This window comes from Nitrospirillum amazonense (assembly GCF_007828045.1).
GTDB classification, from domain to species: domain Bacteria; phylum Pseudomonadota; class Alphaproteobacteria; order Azospirillales; family Azospirillaceae; genus Nitrospirillum; species Nitrospirillum amazonense_C.
In genome coordinates this window covers 41,376-57,895 of the sequence record NZ_VITN01000014.1, presented here as the reverse complement: position 1 = coordinate 57,895, position 16,520 = coordinate 41,376, and the positions used below count along the sequence as shown (strand labels likewise).

At 66.4% G+C, this 16,520-nt stretch carries 11 protein-coding genes; 7 read left to right on the top strand and 4 right to left on the bottom strand.

Annotation, left to right across the window (positions count from 1 at the left end):
* Positions 1-310: 310 nt before the first annotated feature.
* The 3 genes from FBZ89_RS20140 (at position 311) to FBZ89_RS20130 (ending at position 2,260) form a co-directional block, all read left to right on the top strand.
* Complete coding sequence (locus FBZ89_RS20140; protein WP_145751636.1) at positions 311-724, top strand: hypothetical protein; 414 nt, start codon at positions 311-313, stop codon at positions 722-724.
* A 159-nt stretch (positions 725-883) separates the two neighbouring features.
* Positions 884-1,519 (top strand): flavin reductase family protein, encoded by a 636-nt coding sequence (locus FBZ89_RS20135; protein ID WP_145751635.1) that lies wholly within the window; start codon positions 884-886, stop codon positions 1,517-1,519.
* 228 nt (positions 1,520-1,747) lie between these two features.
* Complete coding sequence (locus FBZ89_RS20130) at positions 1,748-2,260, top strand: flavin reductase family protein (protein ID WP_145751634.1); 513 nt, start codon at positions 1,748-1,750, stop codon at positions 2,258-2,260.
* A 155-nt stretch (positions 2,261-2,415) separates the two neighbouring features.
* Here the strand turns inward: FBZ89_RS20130 and FBZ89_RS20125 are convergent, their stop codons facing one another.
* From FBZ89_RS20125 to manD, 4 genes are all read right to left on the bottom strand, one after another.
* The gene (locus FBZ89_RS20125) at positions 2,416-5,292 is read right to left on the bottom strand and encodes a TonB-dependent receptor (RefSeq protein ID WP_145751633.1); all 2,877 of its coding nucleotides are present in this window, start codon (positions 5,290-5,292) and stop codon (positions 2,416-2,418) included.
* 96 nt (positions 5,293-5,388) lie between these two features.
* Entirely contained in the window at positions 5,389-6,093 is a 705-nt protein-coding gene (locus tag FBZ89_RS20120) for a DUF5597 domain-containing protein (protein ID WP_145751632.1), read from the bottom strand.
* Positions 6,094-6,301: 208 nt separating this feature from the next.
* A complete protein-coding gene (locus FBZ89_RS20115) occupies positions 6,302-7,621 on the bottom strand; it encodes an MFS transporter (RefSeq protein ID WP_145751631.1) in 1,320 nt (439 codons plus the stop codon).
* Positions 7,622-7,721: 100 nt separating this feature from the next.
* Entirely contained in the window at positions 7,722-8,927 is a 1,206-nt protein-coding gene (gene manD / locus FBZ89_RS20110) for a D-mannonate dehydratase ManD (protein WP_145751630.1), read from the bottom strand.
* A gap of 472 nt (positions 8,928-9,399) precedes the next feature.
* On the opposite strand from manD, the gene FBZ89_RS20105 reads away from it, so the two are divergent.
* The 4 genes from FBZ89_RS20105 (at position 9,400) to FBZ89_RS20090 (ending at position 16,520) form a co-directional block, all read left to right on the top strand.
* Positions 9,400-10,119: a GntR family transcriptional regulator gene (locus FBZ89_RS20105; RefSeq protein ID WP_246172375.1), complete on the top strand. Its 720-nt coding sequence runs from the start codon at positions 9,400-9,402 to the stop codon at positions 10,117-10,119.
* 138 nt (positions 10,120-10,257) lie between these two features.
* Entirely contained in the window at positions 10,258-12,648 is a 2,391-nt protein-coding gene (locus tag FBZ89_RS20100; protein ID WP_246172373.1) for a glycoside hydrolase family 3 N-terminal domain-containing protein, read from the top strand.
* A 5-nt stretch (positions 12,649-12,653) separates the two neighbouring features.
* Positions 12,654-15,551, top strand: coding sequence for a glycosyl hydrolase 115 family protein (locus tag FBZ89_RS20095; RefSeq protein WP_145751628.1), 2,898 nt, complete (start codon positions 12,654-12,656; stop codon positions 15,549-15,551).
* A 42-nt stretch (positions 15,552-15,593) separates the two neighbouring features.
* Complete coding sequence (locus tag FBZ89_RS20090) at positions 15,594-16,520, top strand: polysaccharide deacetylase family protein (protein ID WP_145751627.1); 927 nt, start codon at positions 15,594-15,596, stop codon at positions 16,518-16,520.

Genomic DNA, 16,520 nt, shown 5'->3' with positions numbered 1-16,520 from the left:
GGCCGGAGGGCAGGGGCGTGTCCAGTACCAACAGCAGATCCAAGGGATCGTCGTCCTGTCCTTCCGTCCCCCGGAACGGCGCCGAAAACAATAGGCCGCCGGGACTGACGGGGGATGGGGCCGCCGGGCGGCTTGTGCTATGCTGGCACCGCCAGTCCATCCAGCGGGCGACACGGTACCCATCTGCCCTGAGCCCGTCTCAGGGGAGGGAGGTGCGGGGCCGCCATGCTTGCTTCGTTCGTCTCGCCCGCGGCACCGGGGCCTTGCCCGTGCCACCCGTGCCGGGGATCGCAACAGAGGGGAGGACGCTATGCCTGACGCTGTCAAAGCACCGTTTCCACCGAACGACCGGACCAACCAGGCCCTCTTCGGCACCATGCTGGCCGACAACGCTGCCTGGCTGGGTGACATCCAGCACGCCTATGGCCGCATGGCCCACGGTGGCATGGCCTTCTTCCAGGAAATGAGCCGCTTCTGGGAGTTGCGCATGCACGAGGACAGGGAGGCCTGCGCTGAACTGTTGGCCTGTCGCACGCCGCAGGAGCTGCAGGAATGCGGCCAGCGCTTCGCCCTTAAGGCCAGCCAGGATTATGCCGAGGGCATCAGCCGCCTGCTGCAAGTCAGCATCGGCGCCTTGGAGGACGGGCCCATTGACAAGGGCAACGGGGTGAAGGGGGATGACGTCGGGGGCGGTGCCACTGCGCCGTCCAAGCAGGTCGCCTGACAGCCCGCGCCCTTGCCGGTTGCGCAACAGACCTGTGCGTCGACGCCGCGTTCAAAGCGCGCGCCGGGCCCCTTATGTTCAGGCGGTTAGCAATTCGGGCGGCCGCCCCACCGCAGGAAGACGCCAGCGGCGGCCGCCCCACCGCCGGGACAGGACCTTATGCGCCAGCACGATGACCTTTATTCCTATGAGCCGGCCAAGGGCCACGGGTTGCCGCATGACCCGCTGAACTCCATGGTGGGGCCCCGTCCCATCGGCTGGATCTCCAGCAGGGGGCGGGACGGCAGTGTCAACCTGGCGCCCTACAGCTTCTTCAACCTGTTCAACTACCGCCCGCCCATTGTGGGCTTCTGCAGCACCAGCGCCAAGGACAGCCTGCGCAACGCGCAGGAAACGGGCGTCTTCGTCTGGAACCTGGCCACGCGCGATCTGGCGGAACAGATGAACGCCACCAGCGCCCCCGTGCCCTACGGCACCAACGAGTTCGAGGCCGCCGGCCTGACCCAGCGGCTGGCCGTGCACATCGACGTGCCGCGCGTGGCCGAAAGCCCCGTCCATTTCGAATGCCGGGTGACGGACATCCACCGCCTGCGGCGCCATGACGGCACCGACGTGGATTCTTGGCTGGTGATGGGCGAGGCCGTCGCCATCCACATCGCCCGCCACCTGATCGTCGACGGTGTCTTCGACACCTTCGGCGCCGGCATCATCCTGCGCGGCGGCGGCCCCTCGGCCTACGCCGCCATCACGCCCGAGACCCGTTTCGACATGAACAGGCCGGGCGCCCCGCGCTGACGGATTGGGCGCGGACGAAAGGCTGTTGAGAACTATTCAATTACGGCCCGGCGGGCCGATGTGGTACCGCAGCGCACGGTCCTTTGACTAAGCGTTGATCCGCCTTGTCATCCCGGATGAAGCGGTGTCCTATGCCCCCCGCTTGGGTCTTGTGCCGAAACATTGGGCTGGCAACACCATGACCGACAGGTAAGGTGGGCCTGCTCTCGCGCTGTCTATTGAGGCCTCATGTCCACGTCACCCGCTCTTCAATCGCCTGATGACGCCGCCAGCATCACGGATGGCCTGCGCCAGGCCATGCGCCGCCTGGCCGCCTCCGTCTCCGTGGTGACGCTGCGGGATGCGCACGGGGCGGCGGGCGCCACGGTCAGCGCCCTGTGTTCCTTGAGCTTCGAGCCGCCATCGGTCCTGATCGCGCTGAACCAGTCGGGCAGCATGCACGACCGCATCCTGGCGGTGGACACCTACGCCATCAACATCCTCTACGCCGACCAGGAAGAGATTTCACGCACCTTCGGCGCCCCCAACCGGACGGCCGACTGCTTCAAGCCCGACGTGTGGGAAGACATCATGGGCGCCCCCTGCCTGATCGGCGCGCAGTCCACCCTGATCTGCCGCCGCGCCGCCGAGCTGCCCCACGGCAGCCACCGCGTCATCGTGGGCGAGGTGCTGTGGACCCGCAGCCGGCCCGAGGTCGACCCGCTGCTCTATGCCGACGGCGGCTATCGCCGGCTGGGGTGATGGACGAGACCATCGCCAAAGGAAAATCCCCGGGGAACGGGCGCCCCCGGGGATTTTTGTTTTCAACTGCCAAAACTCGAGTTTGGACGGCCCCAGGGAAGGGAGGCCCCTGGGACCGTCGGGGGGGGGACTGAACTGGGTCTTAGAACTTGGTCCTAGAACTTGGCGCGGGCGCCGAAGATCACCTGCACGCCGGGGTAATAGATGCTGTAGGGCGAGTTGGAGTGGCCGAACAGCGTCACCAGCGGTTCGTTGGTGACGTTCAGGGCATCCACGGTCAGGCGGACGCTGTCGTTGAAGAAGGGCAGCTGATAGCCCATGGACAGGTCCAACTGGCCATGGGCCTCGGCGATCAGCGGCTCGTTGATATTGTTCTGGGGGGCGTTGGCGGCCGTGGACTGGTCGTTCCAGACATAGTTCACGCTGAGCGACACGCCATGGCCTTCGTAATAGGCCTGCAGGTTGTAGCTGTAGGGGGCGATGCCTGTGGCGAACAGGCCGCTGTCCGAACTCTGCTCGATATGCGTGCCGTTGGCGGAGAAGCCCAGGCCCTCGACGATGAAGTCCAGCGGCTGCACCCAGGTCAGCTCGATGCCCTGCAGCAGCAACTTGCTGAGGTTCACCGGCTGGGTCAGCGTGACGGTCGCCACATTCGGGCCGCCGCGCAGCAACAGGGCCTGCTGCTGGCTGGTCTGCAGGTCGCTGAAGTTGATGCCCAGGGCGGTGAAGGGCACCGTCTTCTGCGTGGTGACGGTGAAGCCGTCGATGTCCTTGCGGAACAGCGCGGCGCCGACGTAGCCCAGGCCGCCCGTGTACCACTCGCCACCGATGTCGATGTTGTTGGAGGTGTAGGGCTTCAGGTTCGGATTGCCGGCGCTGGCCACCTGCGCCGAGATGTCGGAGAAGGTGGTGCCGGGCAGCAGCTGGCTGGCGTCGGCGCGGGTGATGCTGCGCGAGGCCGAGGCGCGCAGCTTGATGTCATCCGTCAGGCTGTAGACCACGTTGGCCGAGGGCAGCACATCGCTGTACCCGGTGCTCAGCGTCTGGTCGACCAGCGCGCCAGACGCGGTCACCAACGGGCTGGTCACGGTCTGGTCGGTGTGGAAGTAGCGCAGGCCCATGTTGATGGCCACGTCATGGCCCAGCAAGGTGTCCTTGGCGTTACCCTCGGCATAGCCGCCGAAGGTCTTTTCCGAGATGTTGCCGACGGAGCCGCCGGTCACGGCGCTGCGGGTCTGCGGCGCGGTTTGCTTGTAGTAGTCGTAGTTGGTGGCCTTCTCCAGCGCCGACAGGTTGGTCATGATCCACTGGGTGTACCCGACGTTGCCGCCGGCCAGGTGGCCGAAGTCGCTGATGTTCATGGGCTGCAGGTACTGGCCGATCTGGGAATTCGGCACGGAACCCGACAGGCCGTCGCAGGTGGCGCCGCAGACGGCGGTCTGGAAGGCGGTGCTGTTGTCGTAGGCGCGGATGATGCGGCTGGCCATGTCATAGGCGCCGCCCACCTTCAGGTTGACGGTGTCATCGCCATACTGGGTGTCGATATGGGCGCCGCGGGTCGTGGTTTCGCGGTACACGTTCTGCACGTTCACGCGGTACCACTTCCAGCCCAGATTCGGGTCGTTCAGGTCGCGGTTGGGCACGATGATGGGTTGGCCGTTAGCGCCATTGGCCTGGTAGTTGACCACCAGGCCGGACTGCGCCGGCGTCTGCACGTCGAACTGCGGCTGCTCACGGAAGAAGGTGCTGTGGCCATAGTTGACCTGGGCATCGACCTTGAAGTCCTTGGATGGCTTCCAGGTCAAGGTGGGGTTGATGTTGTAGAACTCGGTATGCTGGTTGAAGATGTCGTTTTCCAGGAAGAAGCTGGAATTGGCGAAGGTACCCTGGGTCACGACGTTGTTGCTGTCGACCGTCAGGTTGAAGGGAACCATGCCGCCGGTTGAGGTGGGGCTGGTGCCGGGGCCGGAGTTGCGGACGTACCAGTTCATGTTCAGGCGCTGGTAGTCGCGGTCGGACTGGGCCCACAGGCCGTCGATGGCGAAGTGCCATTCGTCGCTGGGGCGGTATTCCAGGGAAAGCAGGCTGGACACGCGCGAGCGGTCGCCGAAGGTGTAGCTGTTGCGGCCCAGGCGCGGGATCTGCGCGCTGCCCAGCTGCGGCAGGGTCAGGCCGGACGTCTGCGCCAGGTTCACCGGTTGGCCGGCGGTCAGGCCGGCGACGTTGCGGGGGGCGTTCTGGGCGTAGACGAAGCCGTTGCCGGTGCCGACGTCGCCGCTGCCGGCCGGCAGGTTGCCGTCGGTCCAGCCGATGGTCTCGAAGCCATCGATGCGGGTCGTGGTCTTCACGCCGGACACGCCGACCAGGATGCCGAAGGGCCCCCAGGTGTGGCTGGCGACCATGGCACCGCGCGGACTGACCTCGCCGTCGGCGTTGGTGTACTGGCCCTGGCCGATCAGGGTGACGTGGGTGCCCTCGTTATCGAAGGGGCGGGCGCTGTGCAGGTTCACGGTGCCGGCGATGCCGCCTTCCAGGGTGGAGGAGACCGGCGTCTTTTCCACGTCCAGGCGGGTGAACAGCTCGGACGGGAACAGGTCCAGGTCGACCTCACGGTTGGCGTTGCCGCCGTTGGTGCCGCCGTCCGACGCCACCGCGATCTGGGTGTTGTTCAGCAGCACCTTGGAGAAGCTGGGGCCCAGGCCGCGGATGGAAACCTGCACGCCTTCGCCGTCGATGTCGCGGTTCAGGTTCACGCCGGGGATGCGGTTCAGCGTCTCGGCCAGGTTGGTGGCCGGCAGCTTGCCGATGTCCTCGGCGAAGATGCTGTCGCCGAAGGCGACGGAATTGCGCTTCTGCTCGGTCGCGTCCAACAGGCTGCGCCGAATGCCGGTGACGGTGATTTCCTCCAGCGCGGCGTCATCGCCGGCCGAGGCCGTCTGGGCGTAGGCTTGCATCGACATCATGCCCAGCAGCGCGGAGCCGGCCAGGGCGGTGGTGGTCAGTAACGCCTTCCAGTTCTTTGAGTATGCCATTTCTTTCCTCCCCTGATCGCCCGCGGCTCCCTCTCCGGATTGGGCGGTCTGTTGTTAAGGCTCTGGTTTTGCGCGGCATTCCCGCGCGGGAATGGGTCAGCGGTAGCGGTAGAACGTCACCCGCTGGATCTGGAACTGATCGGGCGGCAGGCGGATGTGCCGACCCTGGTGGGTCTGGTCGCCGTTCAGGTAGCGTCCCGGGACCCAGCGCCCCTGCGCGTCGAACGTCCCCTCGACCGCCTTGTCGATGCCGGCCAGCACCGGGCCGTCGCCTTTTGGGCCGGGCTCACCGGCGACGGTGACGATCAGGCCGCGGCCAGCGATCAGGTATTCCTCCGGCCCCGTCTGGATGATCAGGCCGCCATGGCTGGCGGTGTCCTGCTCCGCCTTGGGCGTCCAGCTGTCGATGAAGCCGACGGTGAAACGGTAGTCGCCCAGGGTGTGTGTGACCGGGGCGTCCAGGACCGTGCCATCCTCCAGCACCCGGGGCTTGAAGCCCGCCATGCGGCCCAACCCCTGCGCCATCAGGACGGTGCCCTTGGCATCCACCGCCTTCAGCTTGGGCCAATACTTGGCCATGTAGGGGCGGCTGGACGCGCTGGAGTTGCCCAGCTCGCCCCCCAGCACCAGCAGCGGCTTGCCGTCCATCATCAGGCGGGCGGCGGTGCCCTGGTGGTCCAGAGTGGGGGCGGCGAGAGCCATGGGGGAGGACACCCCGGCCGACAGCGCGACCAGGCTGGCGGCCAGCGTCAACCGCCAGGTTTTGGTGTGCCGGCCGGTGGCCGAATGCAGGTGTCCCATTCCGCTCCCCTCCCTTAAGCAGCGCGTTCGAGGCGCTTTAAATGGTAGCGTTACCATTTCCAGGAAACCGCAATATTGTCAATATATTTTTTCAAATAATATTGGCATAATTCAAACAGTTATTTTAAAAGACAGGCAAATGCACTGTCGCCCTCAAGAATAAGGCGATCATTTCCGTAAAATTAGCAAGAATATATTCTTGTTTCTTTCAGGATGCGGCGCCTCCGCTGTCCGGCATGGCGGGTCGCAACTGTGGGCTGAGCGCCTGGAGGGCCAGCAGCGCCAGGGGATAGGCCAGGGCCGCCGTCAGGAAGATGGGGCCATAGCCGCCCGTGGTCCGCAAAATCCATCCCGTGAACTTGGACATCACCATGCCGCCCACGGCCCCCGCGGTGCCGCCCAGACCCACCACGGTGGCGACGGCGGAGGGGGGGAACAGGTCGGAGGGCAGGGTCATGAGGTTGGCGGAGAAGCCCTGATGGCCAGCGGTCGCCAGGCCGATGATCAGGACCGCCGCCACCAACCCGCCAACCCAGGGCGCCGCCAGCACGGGAACGACGCAGGCGGCACACGCCAGCATGGCGACCTTGCGCGACCGGTTGGTACCCAGACCCCGCCGGATCAGGCGCGATGACAGCCAACCACCGGCCACACTGCCGATATCGGACATGAGGTAGATCGCCACCAGCGGCGGGCCGAAGCTGGACAGGTCCAGGCCGAAGCGGCGGCCTAGGAAGTCCGGCAGCCAGAACAGGAACACCCACCAGATGGGATCGGTCAGGAACTTGGCCAGCACATAGGCCCAGGTCTGCCGCTGGCGCAGCACCCAGCGCAGGCGCGGTCCCTGGGCGGCGATGGTGGGGGACAGGGTGTCGGAACGGATGTGGGCCAGCTCCGCCCCCGTCAGATGCCGGTCCTCCTCGGGACGGCGATAGAACGCCAGCCAGGCGGCCAGCCACCCGAAACTGATGATACCGGTTACCACAAAAGCGGTGCGCCAATCGGCCACGGCGACGATGACGGGCACCACCAAGGGGGTGACGACCGCGCCGACGTTGGAGCCGGCGTTGAAGATGCCAACGGCCAGGGCGCGCTCGCGCCGGGGGAACCATTCCGCCACGCTCTTCAGGCCAGCGGGGAAATTGCCGGCCTCCCCGGCGCCCAGGGCCACGCGGGCCAGGGTGAACTGCACCAGGCCGCCGGCCAGGCCATGGGCCATGTGGGCCAGGTTCCAGATGACGAAGGTCAGGGCATAGCCCCAGCGGGCGCCCACCCGGTCGATGACACGGCCAAACACCAGGTAGGCGACCGCGTATGAGGCTTGGAACCAGAAGATGATGTCGGCGTAGTCGGTATCGGACCAGTGGAATTCCTGCGACAGCAGGGGCTTCAGCAAGCCCAGCATCTGGCGGTCGACATAGTTGATGACGGTGGCGGCGAACAGCAGGGCCACGACGATCCAGCGCCGCCGGCCTAGCCTGGCCGGCGGTGGGATCGGTGCACCTGTGGCTTCCGCGGGCCACGCCATGAACGTCTCTCTCCCATTCGTCACCGGCGGGCTTTTGGCACCCGCGCGGCGCTGTTCTTATGCAAGGGCGCGTTCAAGGCGCGCCCGGTCTCAAACCAACTCACCAGTTCCAGAGCGTGCCGTCCGTCAGGCGGGCCACCGGCAGGTAGGCGGGCTGATAGGGGTACTTGGCGGCCTCCGCCTCATCGATGTCGACGCCATGGCCCGGTGCCTCGCCCGGGTGCATATAGCCCTGGTCGAAGCTGTAGGCGTGGGGGAAGACGCTCTCGGTCACGTCCTCATGCACCATGCGTTCCTGAATGCCGAAGTTGGGCACCCACAGGTCGAAGTGCAGGGCGGCGCCCATGCACACCGGCGACAGGTCGGTGGCGCCATGGCTGCCGGTGCGGATCTGGTACAGCTCCGCCAGGTTGGCGATGCGGCGCAGGTGGGTGATGCCGCCCGCGTGCACCACCGTGGTGCGGATGTAGTCGATCAGCTGGTTCTGGATCAGATCCTTGGCATCCCAGATGGTGTTGAACACCTCACCCACCGCCAGGGGCGTCGTGGTGTGCTGGCGGATCAGGCGGAAGGATTCCTGGTTCTCCGCCGGGGTCGGATCTTCCATCCAGAACAGGCGGTAGGGTTCCAGCGCCTTGCCCAGCCGCGCTGCCTCGATGGGGGTCAGGCGGTGGTGCACGTCGTGAAGCAGATGCAGATCCCAGCCGAAACGGTCGCGGGCGGCGGCGAACAGGGTGGGGGCGAAATCCAGGTAGGCTTCCGTGGACCAGGCCGATTCCGCCGGCAGGCCGCGCGTGGCCGGCTCGTAATTGATGCCTTTGGCCACGCCGTACACGCCCTTCAGGCCGGGCACGCCGGCCTGGACGCGGATGGCCTTGTAGCCCTGATCGACGTAGTGCTGTACCTGGTTCAGGGCGTCGTCGATGGTCTGGCCGTTGGCGTGGGCGTAGACCATGACGCCGTTGCGGCTCTTGCCACCCAGCAGCTGGTACAGCGGCAGGCCGGCCACCTTGGCCTTGATGTCCCACAGGGCGGTGTCCACCGCGGCGATGGCCGACATGGTGACGGGCCCGCGGCGCCAATAGGCGCCCTTGTACAGGTACTGCCAGATGTCTTCGATGTCGTGCGGATCACGGCCGATCAGGCAGGGGATGACATGATCGGTCAGGTAGGACGCGACCGCCAGCTCGCGCCCGTTCAGGGTGGCGTCGCCGATGCCATAGACACCTTCGTCCGTGCGGATCTTCAGGGTGACGAAGTTCCTCGCCGGGCAGGTGACGATGACGTAGGCGTCCGTGATCTTCATACTTTCAGCTCCGAAGGCGGGTCCAGGTGGGCGCGGGGCCGGCCGGGAAACGGGCGGCGGGCCCGGCGATGGTCTTCGATAAGGCCCCCCGAGGCGGTCATGGGGCTGCGTTCTCTCCCAGCGCGAAGCGGCTCATGCCGTTCGTCGGTTACCATTCATGTATACTACCATACCAGTATGGTCAACAGGGCAATGCGCGGTCATCGGGAGGGGCAGGCGCTGCCGTGTGAAACGCGCCCCTCCTATTCACGGAGCGACATCGCGGCCTTGTTTGTCATCTAGTATGGTAGTATGTATGAATTACGAGAGCAACGGCGTTCGACTAAAATGCGTTTCCTTCGGGCGAAGCCCTCTGGAAGACGCGGGACGAATGTCGCAGGGTGGGAAGCGGGGATGGGCGGTGTGCCGTGAGGGTGCTCCATGCCGGGACCGTTTCGGCCCGGGCCCGTGCGACTCTAATGGGGTGCGTCTGGTGTTGGCGGAAAATGACCGTGTCGTCCTGAACCGTATCCAGGCGGACAGTGCGGAGCCTGTGGCCCGCCGCGTGTTCCGAGAACTGCGGGGCGCCATCGTCGCCATGAAGTTCCGCCCCGGCCAAGCCATCTCCGAACAGGATATCGCCGACCAGTTGGGCGTCAGCCGCCAGCCGGTGCGCGAGGCCTTCATCAAGCTGAGCGAGGCGGGGTTGCTGTCCATCCGGCCGCAGCGCGGATCCTTCATCGTCAAGATTTCCGTGCGTCAGGTGTTCGACGCCCGCTTCGTGCGCGAGGCGGTGGAACTGGCGGTGGTGCGCCGCGCCGTGGCGGAAATGAAGGGCCGCGACATCGACCTGCTGCGCGACAACCTGCGCGCCCAGGCCAATGCCGCCGAGGATCGCGACCATGCCGGCTTCCTGGAATTGGACGAGCGTTTCCACCGTGACATCGCGCTGCATGTCGGCTGCGAATACGCCTGGCGGGTGGTTGAGGAAACCAAGGCGCAGATGGACCGCGTGCGCTATCTCAGCACGCCGGAGGCGACGCCGTTTTCCCTGCTGATCACGCAGCACCATGCCATCGTCGACGCCATCGCCGACCGCAACGCGGACAGGGCGGAGGCGGCGATGCGTCAGCATCTGCAGGAAATCCTGACCTCTCTTCCCCGGTTGGCCACCCGGTTCCCGGACCTGTTCGCCGACGACGCGCCCTTATAACGATTTGGCTGTTTGGTATGGCCGGCCCGGGCCGGCTTAAGGTTTTGTGGTCATGGTAACGGTACCATGACGGCCCTGACGGGGCGGGGTGTCCGGGTTGCGGATATCTGGAAAGAATAACGATAGGGAGAAGCCAGCGTGCGTAGACGCCATGACTCCATCCATCATCGGATCGGCCATCGGATCGGCCGCCGCCTGGTCCTGGCCGGCGTCGCCGCCGTGGCCGTCAGTGCCGCCGCCCATGCAGCTGACAAGCCGGCGATCTATAAGGACGCGAGCGCGCCGGTGGCCGCCCGGGTCGACGACCTGCTGGCACGCATGACGCTGGATGAGAAGGTGGCCCAGTTGATCGCCGTGTGGGATCACAAGCCCGCCATCTTCGACGGGGCGATGAACTTCGACCCGGCCAAGGCCAGCAGCGTATACCCCAACGGCCTGGGCCAGTTCACCCGCCCCAATGACGAAAAGGGCTCCGGCTCCCTGCGGACCCAGCATTGGCGCGACACAAGGGGCACGGTCGCCATGGTGAACGCCGTCCAGCATTGGGCGGTGGAGAAGACGCGGCTGGGCATCCCCGTGCTGTTCCATGAGGAAGGCCTCCACGGCTATCCCGCCATCGGCCCGACCAGCTTCCCCCAGGCCATCGCCCAGGCCAGCAGCTGGGACCCGGACCTGGTCCGCGAGGTCGACAGCGTCGTCGCCCGCGAGATCCGCGTCCGCGGCGTCAGCCTGGTGCTGTCGCCCGTGGTGGATGTGGCGCGCGATCCGCGCTGGGGCCGGATCGAGGAGACTTTCGGCGAGGATCCCTACCTGGCGGGGGAGATGGGCGTGGCCGCCGTCCAGGGGCTGCAGGGCGATAGCCTGCCTCTGGCCGACGGCAAGGTCTTCGCCACGCTGAAGCACCTGACCGGCCACGGCCAGCCGGAAAGCGGCACCAACGTCGGCCCGGCCTCCGTGGGCGAGCGCACGCTGCGGGAGATGTTTTTCCCACCGTTCGAGCAGGTGATCCACCGCACCAACGTGCGCGCCGTCATGGCCTCATACAATGAGATCGACGGCGTGCCCAGCCATGTGAACACGTGGCTGCTGCATGACATCCTGCGCGGGGAATGGGGCTATAAGGGTTCCATCATCAGCGACTACTCTGCCATCGACCAGCTGGTCAGCATCCATCATGTGGTGCCGGACCTGCCGTCCGCCGCCATCCGCGCCATCCAGGCCGGGGTGGACGCCGATCTGCCGGATGGCGAGTCCTATGCCAGCCTGGCTGACAGCGTGCGCGCCGGAAAGATCAAGGAAGAAGTGATCGACCGCGCCGTGCGCCGCATCCTGGAACTGAAGTTCCAGGCCGGCCTGTTCGAGCACCCCTATGCCGATGCGGACAAGGCCGAGGCCCTGACGGCGAACGGCGAGGCGCGGGCCGTGGCCCTGAAGGCGGCGCAGAAGTCGGTGGTGCTGCTGAAGAACGACGGCGTGTTGCCGCTGGACATGGCCAAGGTGAAGACCCTGGCCGTCATCGGCCCCAACGCCGCCAAGGCGCACCTGGGCGGCTATTCCGGCGAGCCTAAGCAGACTGTCAGCATCCTGGACGGCATCAAGGCCAAGGTGGGCTCACGAGTGAAGGTGACCTATGCCGAGGGCGTGCGCATCACCAAGGATGACGACTGGTACGGCGACACCGTCGAATTGGCCGATCCGGTGGAGAACGCCCGGCTGATCCAGCAGGCCGTCGCCTTGGCCAAGGCCGCCGACCACATCGTGCTGGTCATCGGCGACAATGAGCAGACCAGCCGCGAGGGCTGGGCCAACAACCATTTGGGCGACCGCGACAGCCTGGAACTGGTGGGCCAGCAGAACGACCTGGCCAAGGCCCTGTTCGCTTTGGGCAAGCCGGTGGTCGTGGTGCTGCAGAATGGCCGCCCGCTCTCCGTGGTGGACGTGGCCGCCAAGGCCAACGCCCTGGTGGAGGGCTGGTACCTGGGGCAGGAGGGCGGCACCGCCATGGCGGACGTGCTGTTCGGCGACGTGAACCCGGGCGGCAAGCTGCCGGTGACCGTCGCGCGCTCCGTCGGGCAACTGCCCATGTTCTACAACAAGAAGCCCAGCGCGCGGCGCGGCTATCTGTTCGACACCACCGACCCGCTGTTCCCCTTCGGCTACGGTCTCAGCTACACGACCTTCGACGTGGGCAGCCCGCGCCTGTCCTCGCCCACGATCGCCAGGGATGGCGCCGTCACCGTGTCGGTGGATGTGAGGAACACCGGCAAGAGGGCAGGGGACGAGGTGGTGCAGCTCTACCTGCACCAGCAGGTCGCCTCCGTCACCCGGCCGGTGAAGGAACTGAAGGGCTTCCAGCGCGTCACGCTGGCGCCGGGCGAGAGCCGCACGGTGACCTTCACCGTCGACGGCAAGGCATTGGCCCTATGGAACCAGGACATGAAGCGGGTCGTCGAGCCCGGCGCCTTCGACATCATGGTCGGCGACAATTCCGTCGACCTGAAGACGGCCGTCCTGACGGTCACGGAGTGAGGACCATGAAGCGTTTCATTCGCTCCCTTCTGCTTGCCACCGCCACGGTCACGCTGGCCCCCTCCTTGACGTCAACGGCCTGGGCCCTGGGCCAGCCCCGGTATGTCGAGGGGCAGGCCACACCTGGCGGCTTCGCCATTGTGCAGGGCGGTGTCTCCGCCCGCCTGCATGTCGACGCCCAGGACTATGCCGGCGTGCAGCGCGCCGCGCGGGACCTGGCGGCCGACATCGGCAAGGTCACGGGCGTCACGCCCGCGCTCGGCCAGGACAAGGATCTGGGGGCCATGCCCATCCTGGTCGGCACCCTGGGCCACAGCCCGACCATCGACAAGCTGGCGGCGGAGGGCAAGATCGACGCCGGCGCCCTCAAGGACAAGTGGGAGGCGTTCCGCATCCAAGTGGTGGCCAATCCCGCCCCGGGCATCGCCAGCGCCCTGGTCATCGCCGGCAGCGACAAGCGCGGCACCATCTACGGCCTGTATGATGTCTCGGAACAGATCGGGGTGTCGCCCTGGGCATGGTGGGCGGATGTGCCGGTGCGCCACCGCGACAGCCTGTACGTGAAGGCCGGCACCTACGGCGAGGATCCCGCACCGGTCAAGTATCGCGGCATCTTCCTGAATGACGAGGCGCCGGCCCTGACCGGCTGGGCCAGGGAGAAGTTTGGCGGCCTGAATCACCAGTTCTACGAACACGTGTTCGAGCTGATCCTGCGGCTGAAGGGCAATTACCTCTGGCCCGCCATGTGGGGGAACGCCTTCAACGAGGATGACCCGCTGAACCCCAAGATCGCCGACGAGTACGGCGTGGTCATGGGCAATTCCCATCACGAGCCCATGCTGCGGTCACAGCAGGAATGGAAGCGCCACGGCACCGGGCCCTGGGACTATGCCCAGAATGGCGAGGTGCTGCGCCAGTTCTGGTCAGAAGGTGTCCGCCGCAACAAGGACCTCGAGAGCATCGTCACTATCGGCATGCGCGGCGACGGCGACATGCCCATGACCGGCGACGCGGCGGCGGCCAACACGGCCTTGCTGGAAAAGATCGTGGCCGACCAACGCAAGATCCTGGCCAAGGAGATGAACCCCGACGTCACCCAGATCCCGCAGATCTGGGCGCTCTACAAGGAAGTGCAGGAGTATTACGAGAAGGGCATGCGCGTGCCCGACGACGTGACCTTGCTGTGGTGCGATGACAACTGGGGCGACGTTCGCCGCCTGCCGACGGCGGAGGAGCGCAAGCGCCCCGGCGGTGCCGGCATGTACTATCACTTCGACTATGTCGGCGATCCCCGGAACTACAAGTGGATCAACACCAACTCCATTCCCAAAGTCTGGGAACAGATGAACCTGACCTTGGAGTATGGCGCCGACCGGGTGTGGATCGTGAACGTGGGCGACCTGAAGCCCATGGAACTGCCCATCGAGTTCTTCCTGGATTACGCCAGGAACCCCGGCCGTTGGCCCAAGGAGAAGCTGCCGGAGTTCATGGCCGCCTGGGCCGAGCGCGAATTCGGGCCGGAGCATGCGGCCGAGATCGCGACCCTGGTCACCCGCTACGGTATGCTGATCAGCCGCCGCAAGCCGGAACTGCTGGACGCCAACACCTTCAGCCTGACCGATTACCGCGAGGCGGAGCGGGTGGTGGCCGACTACCAGGACCTGGTGGCGAAGGCGGAGGCCATCCACCAGGCCCTGCCGGCCGACGCCCGTGATGCCTTCTTCCAGCTGGTGCTGCACCCGGCCAAGGCGGCGGCCCAGGTGACGGAACTGTACGTCGCCGTGGGCCGTAACCGCCTGTATGCCGACCAGGGACGCGCCTCCGCGAATGCGGAGGCCGCGAAGGCCAGGGCTCTGTTCCAGGCCGATGCCGACCTGGCGAGGGAGTACCACGCGCTGAATGGCGGGAAGTGGGACCACATGATGGACCAGACCCACATCGGTTACGCCTCTTGGCGGGAACCGCATACCGACATCATGCCGGAGGTACGGGAACTGGGCCTGCCGGCAGAGGCGAAGCTGGGCGTGGCGGTGGAGGGCAAGACCCAGGCCTGGCCCGCCCTGGACGGCAAGCCCGTCAAGGACGCCGCCGTGCTGCCGGACCTGGATATGGCCAATAAACCAAGCCGTTACATCGATATCTTCAACCGGGGATCGAAGCCCTTCGCCTATACCGCCAAGGCCAGCGCCCCCTGGATCATCCTCAGCCAGGCCAAGGGTACGGTGACGCAGGAGACTCGCCTGCAGGTGGCGGTGGACTGGGCCAAGGCGCCGGCCGGGACCACGCCGGGCAGTGTCACCATCACAGGGGCCGGGGGCAGCGTCACCGTCCATCTGCGGGCGCTGAACACGCCGGTACCCGCCGATGGCCAGCCGGCCTTCATCGCCGCCGACGGCTATGTGTCCATGGAGGCGGAGCACTACACCGGCAAGGCCGACGCCGGCGGGGCCGCCTGGCAGAAGATCCCGAACTATGGCCGCACCCTGTCGGGCCTGGCGCCCTTCCCGGTGACCTCGGCCAGCTTCGCGGCCGGGCAAGGCCCGCGCCTTGACTATCGTGTCTATCTACCTGCCGCCGGCCCCCTGACGGTGCAGGCCATCGTCGGCCCCACCCTGAACTTCGTGCCCGGGCGCGGCCTGCGCTATGCCGTCGCCATCGATGATGAGGCGCCGCAGGTGGTGGACATCCTGGCCATGAACGGGGTCGCCGACTGGTCCAAGGCGGTGGAGGACAATGCGCGCAAACCCACCAGCCACCACATCGTGGCCAGTGCCGGCTATCACACCCTTCACATCTGGATGGTGGATCCGGCCGTGGTGCTGACCAAGCTGGTGGTGGATCTGGGCGGGGTGAAGCCCAGCTACCTGGGCCCGCCGGAAAGCGCCCGCGTGGCGGCGCGATAAAAAGTTGCCGCGCGATAAGAAGACGATGGGGAAGGGAACGTCATGCGTCTGAAACGACTATTGGCCCTGGTCGCCGGCCTGATGCTGACCGCGCCTCCTGTGCTGGCGCAACAGGCGCCCATGCAGGTGGCCTTGACCATGGACGACCTGCCGGTGCATGGCCCCTTGCCACCCGGCATGACCCGGGCGGAGGTGGCAAACCGCGTGCTGGCGGCCTTCAAGGGCGCTGGCGTGGCGGAGGTCTACGGCTTCGTCAACGCCAAGGGCCTGGCGGACGAGGGCGATGATGCCGCCCAGGTTCTGGCGCTGTGGCGCCAAGCCGGCTATCCGCTGGGCAACCACGTCTATGCCCATGATGACCTGCATGGTCACGACGTCGCCGCCTTCACCGCCGCCGTCACGGCGGATGAAGCGGCGCTGAAGCATTATATGGGGGATGCGGACTGGCACTGGCTGCGCTTCCCCTATCTGCACATTGGCGAGACGCCGGAAAAACGGCGGGAGGTGGCGGCCTTCCTCAAGGACCATGGCTATCGCGTGGCCGAGGTGACGCTCAGCTTCAACGACTACATCTACAACCCGGCCTATGCCCGCTGCATGGCCAAGGGCGACCAGGCGGCCGTGGCCCAACTGCGCAGGAACTACCTGGACCGGGCGGCGGAATCGCTGACCATCGGGCGCCAGCAGGCCCAGGCCTTGTACGGCCGCGACGTGCCCCACGTCATGCTGTTGCATATCGGCGGGTTCGAGACGGTGATGCTGCCGGAACTGCTGTCGCTGATGAAGGCCAAGGGCGTGGCCTTCGTGCCGCTGGCCAAGGCGGAGGCGGACCCCATCTACGTCCCCAACCCCGACACCCCGTCCAATGGCACGGGCAGCCTGCTGGACCGTGAGATGACGGCCCGCAACCTGCCGCAGCCGATGCACAGCGCCGACCCGTCCACCTGGCTGGACGGCCTGTGCCGCTGA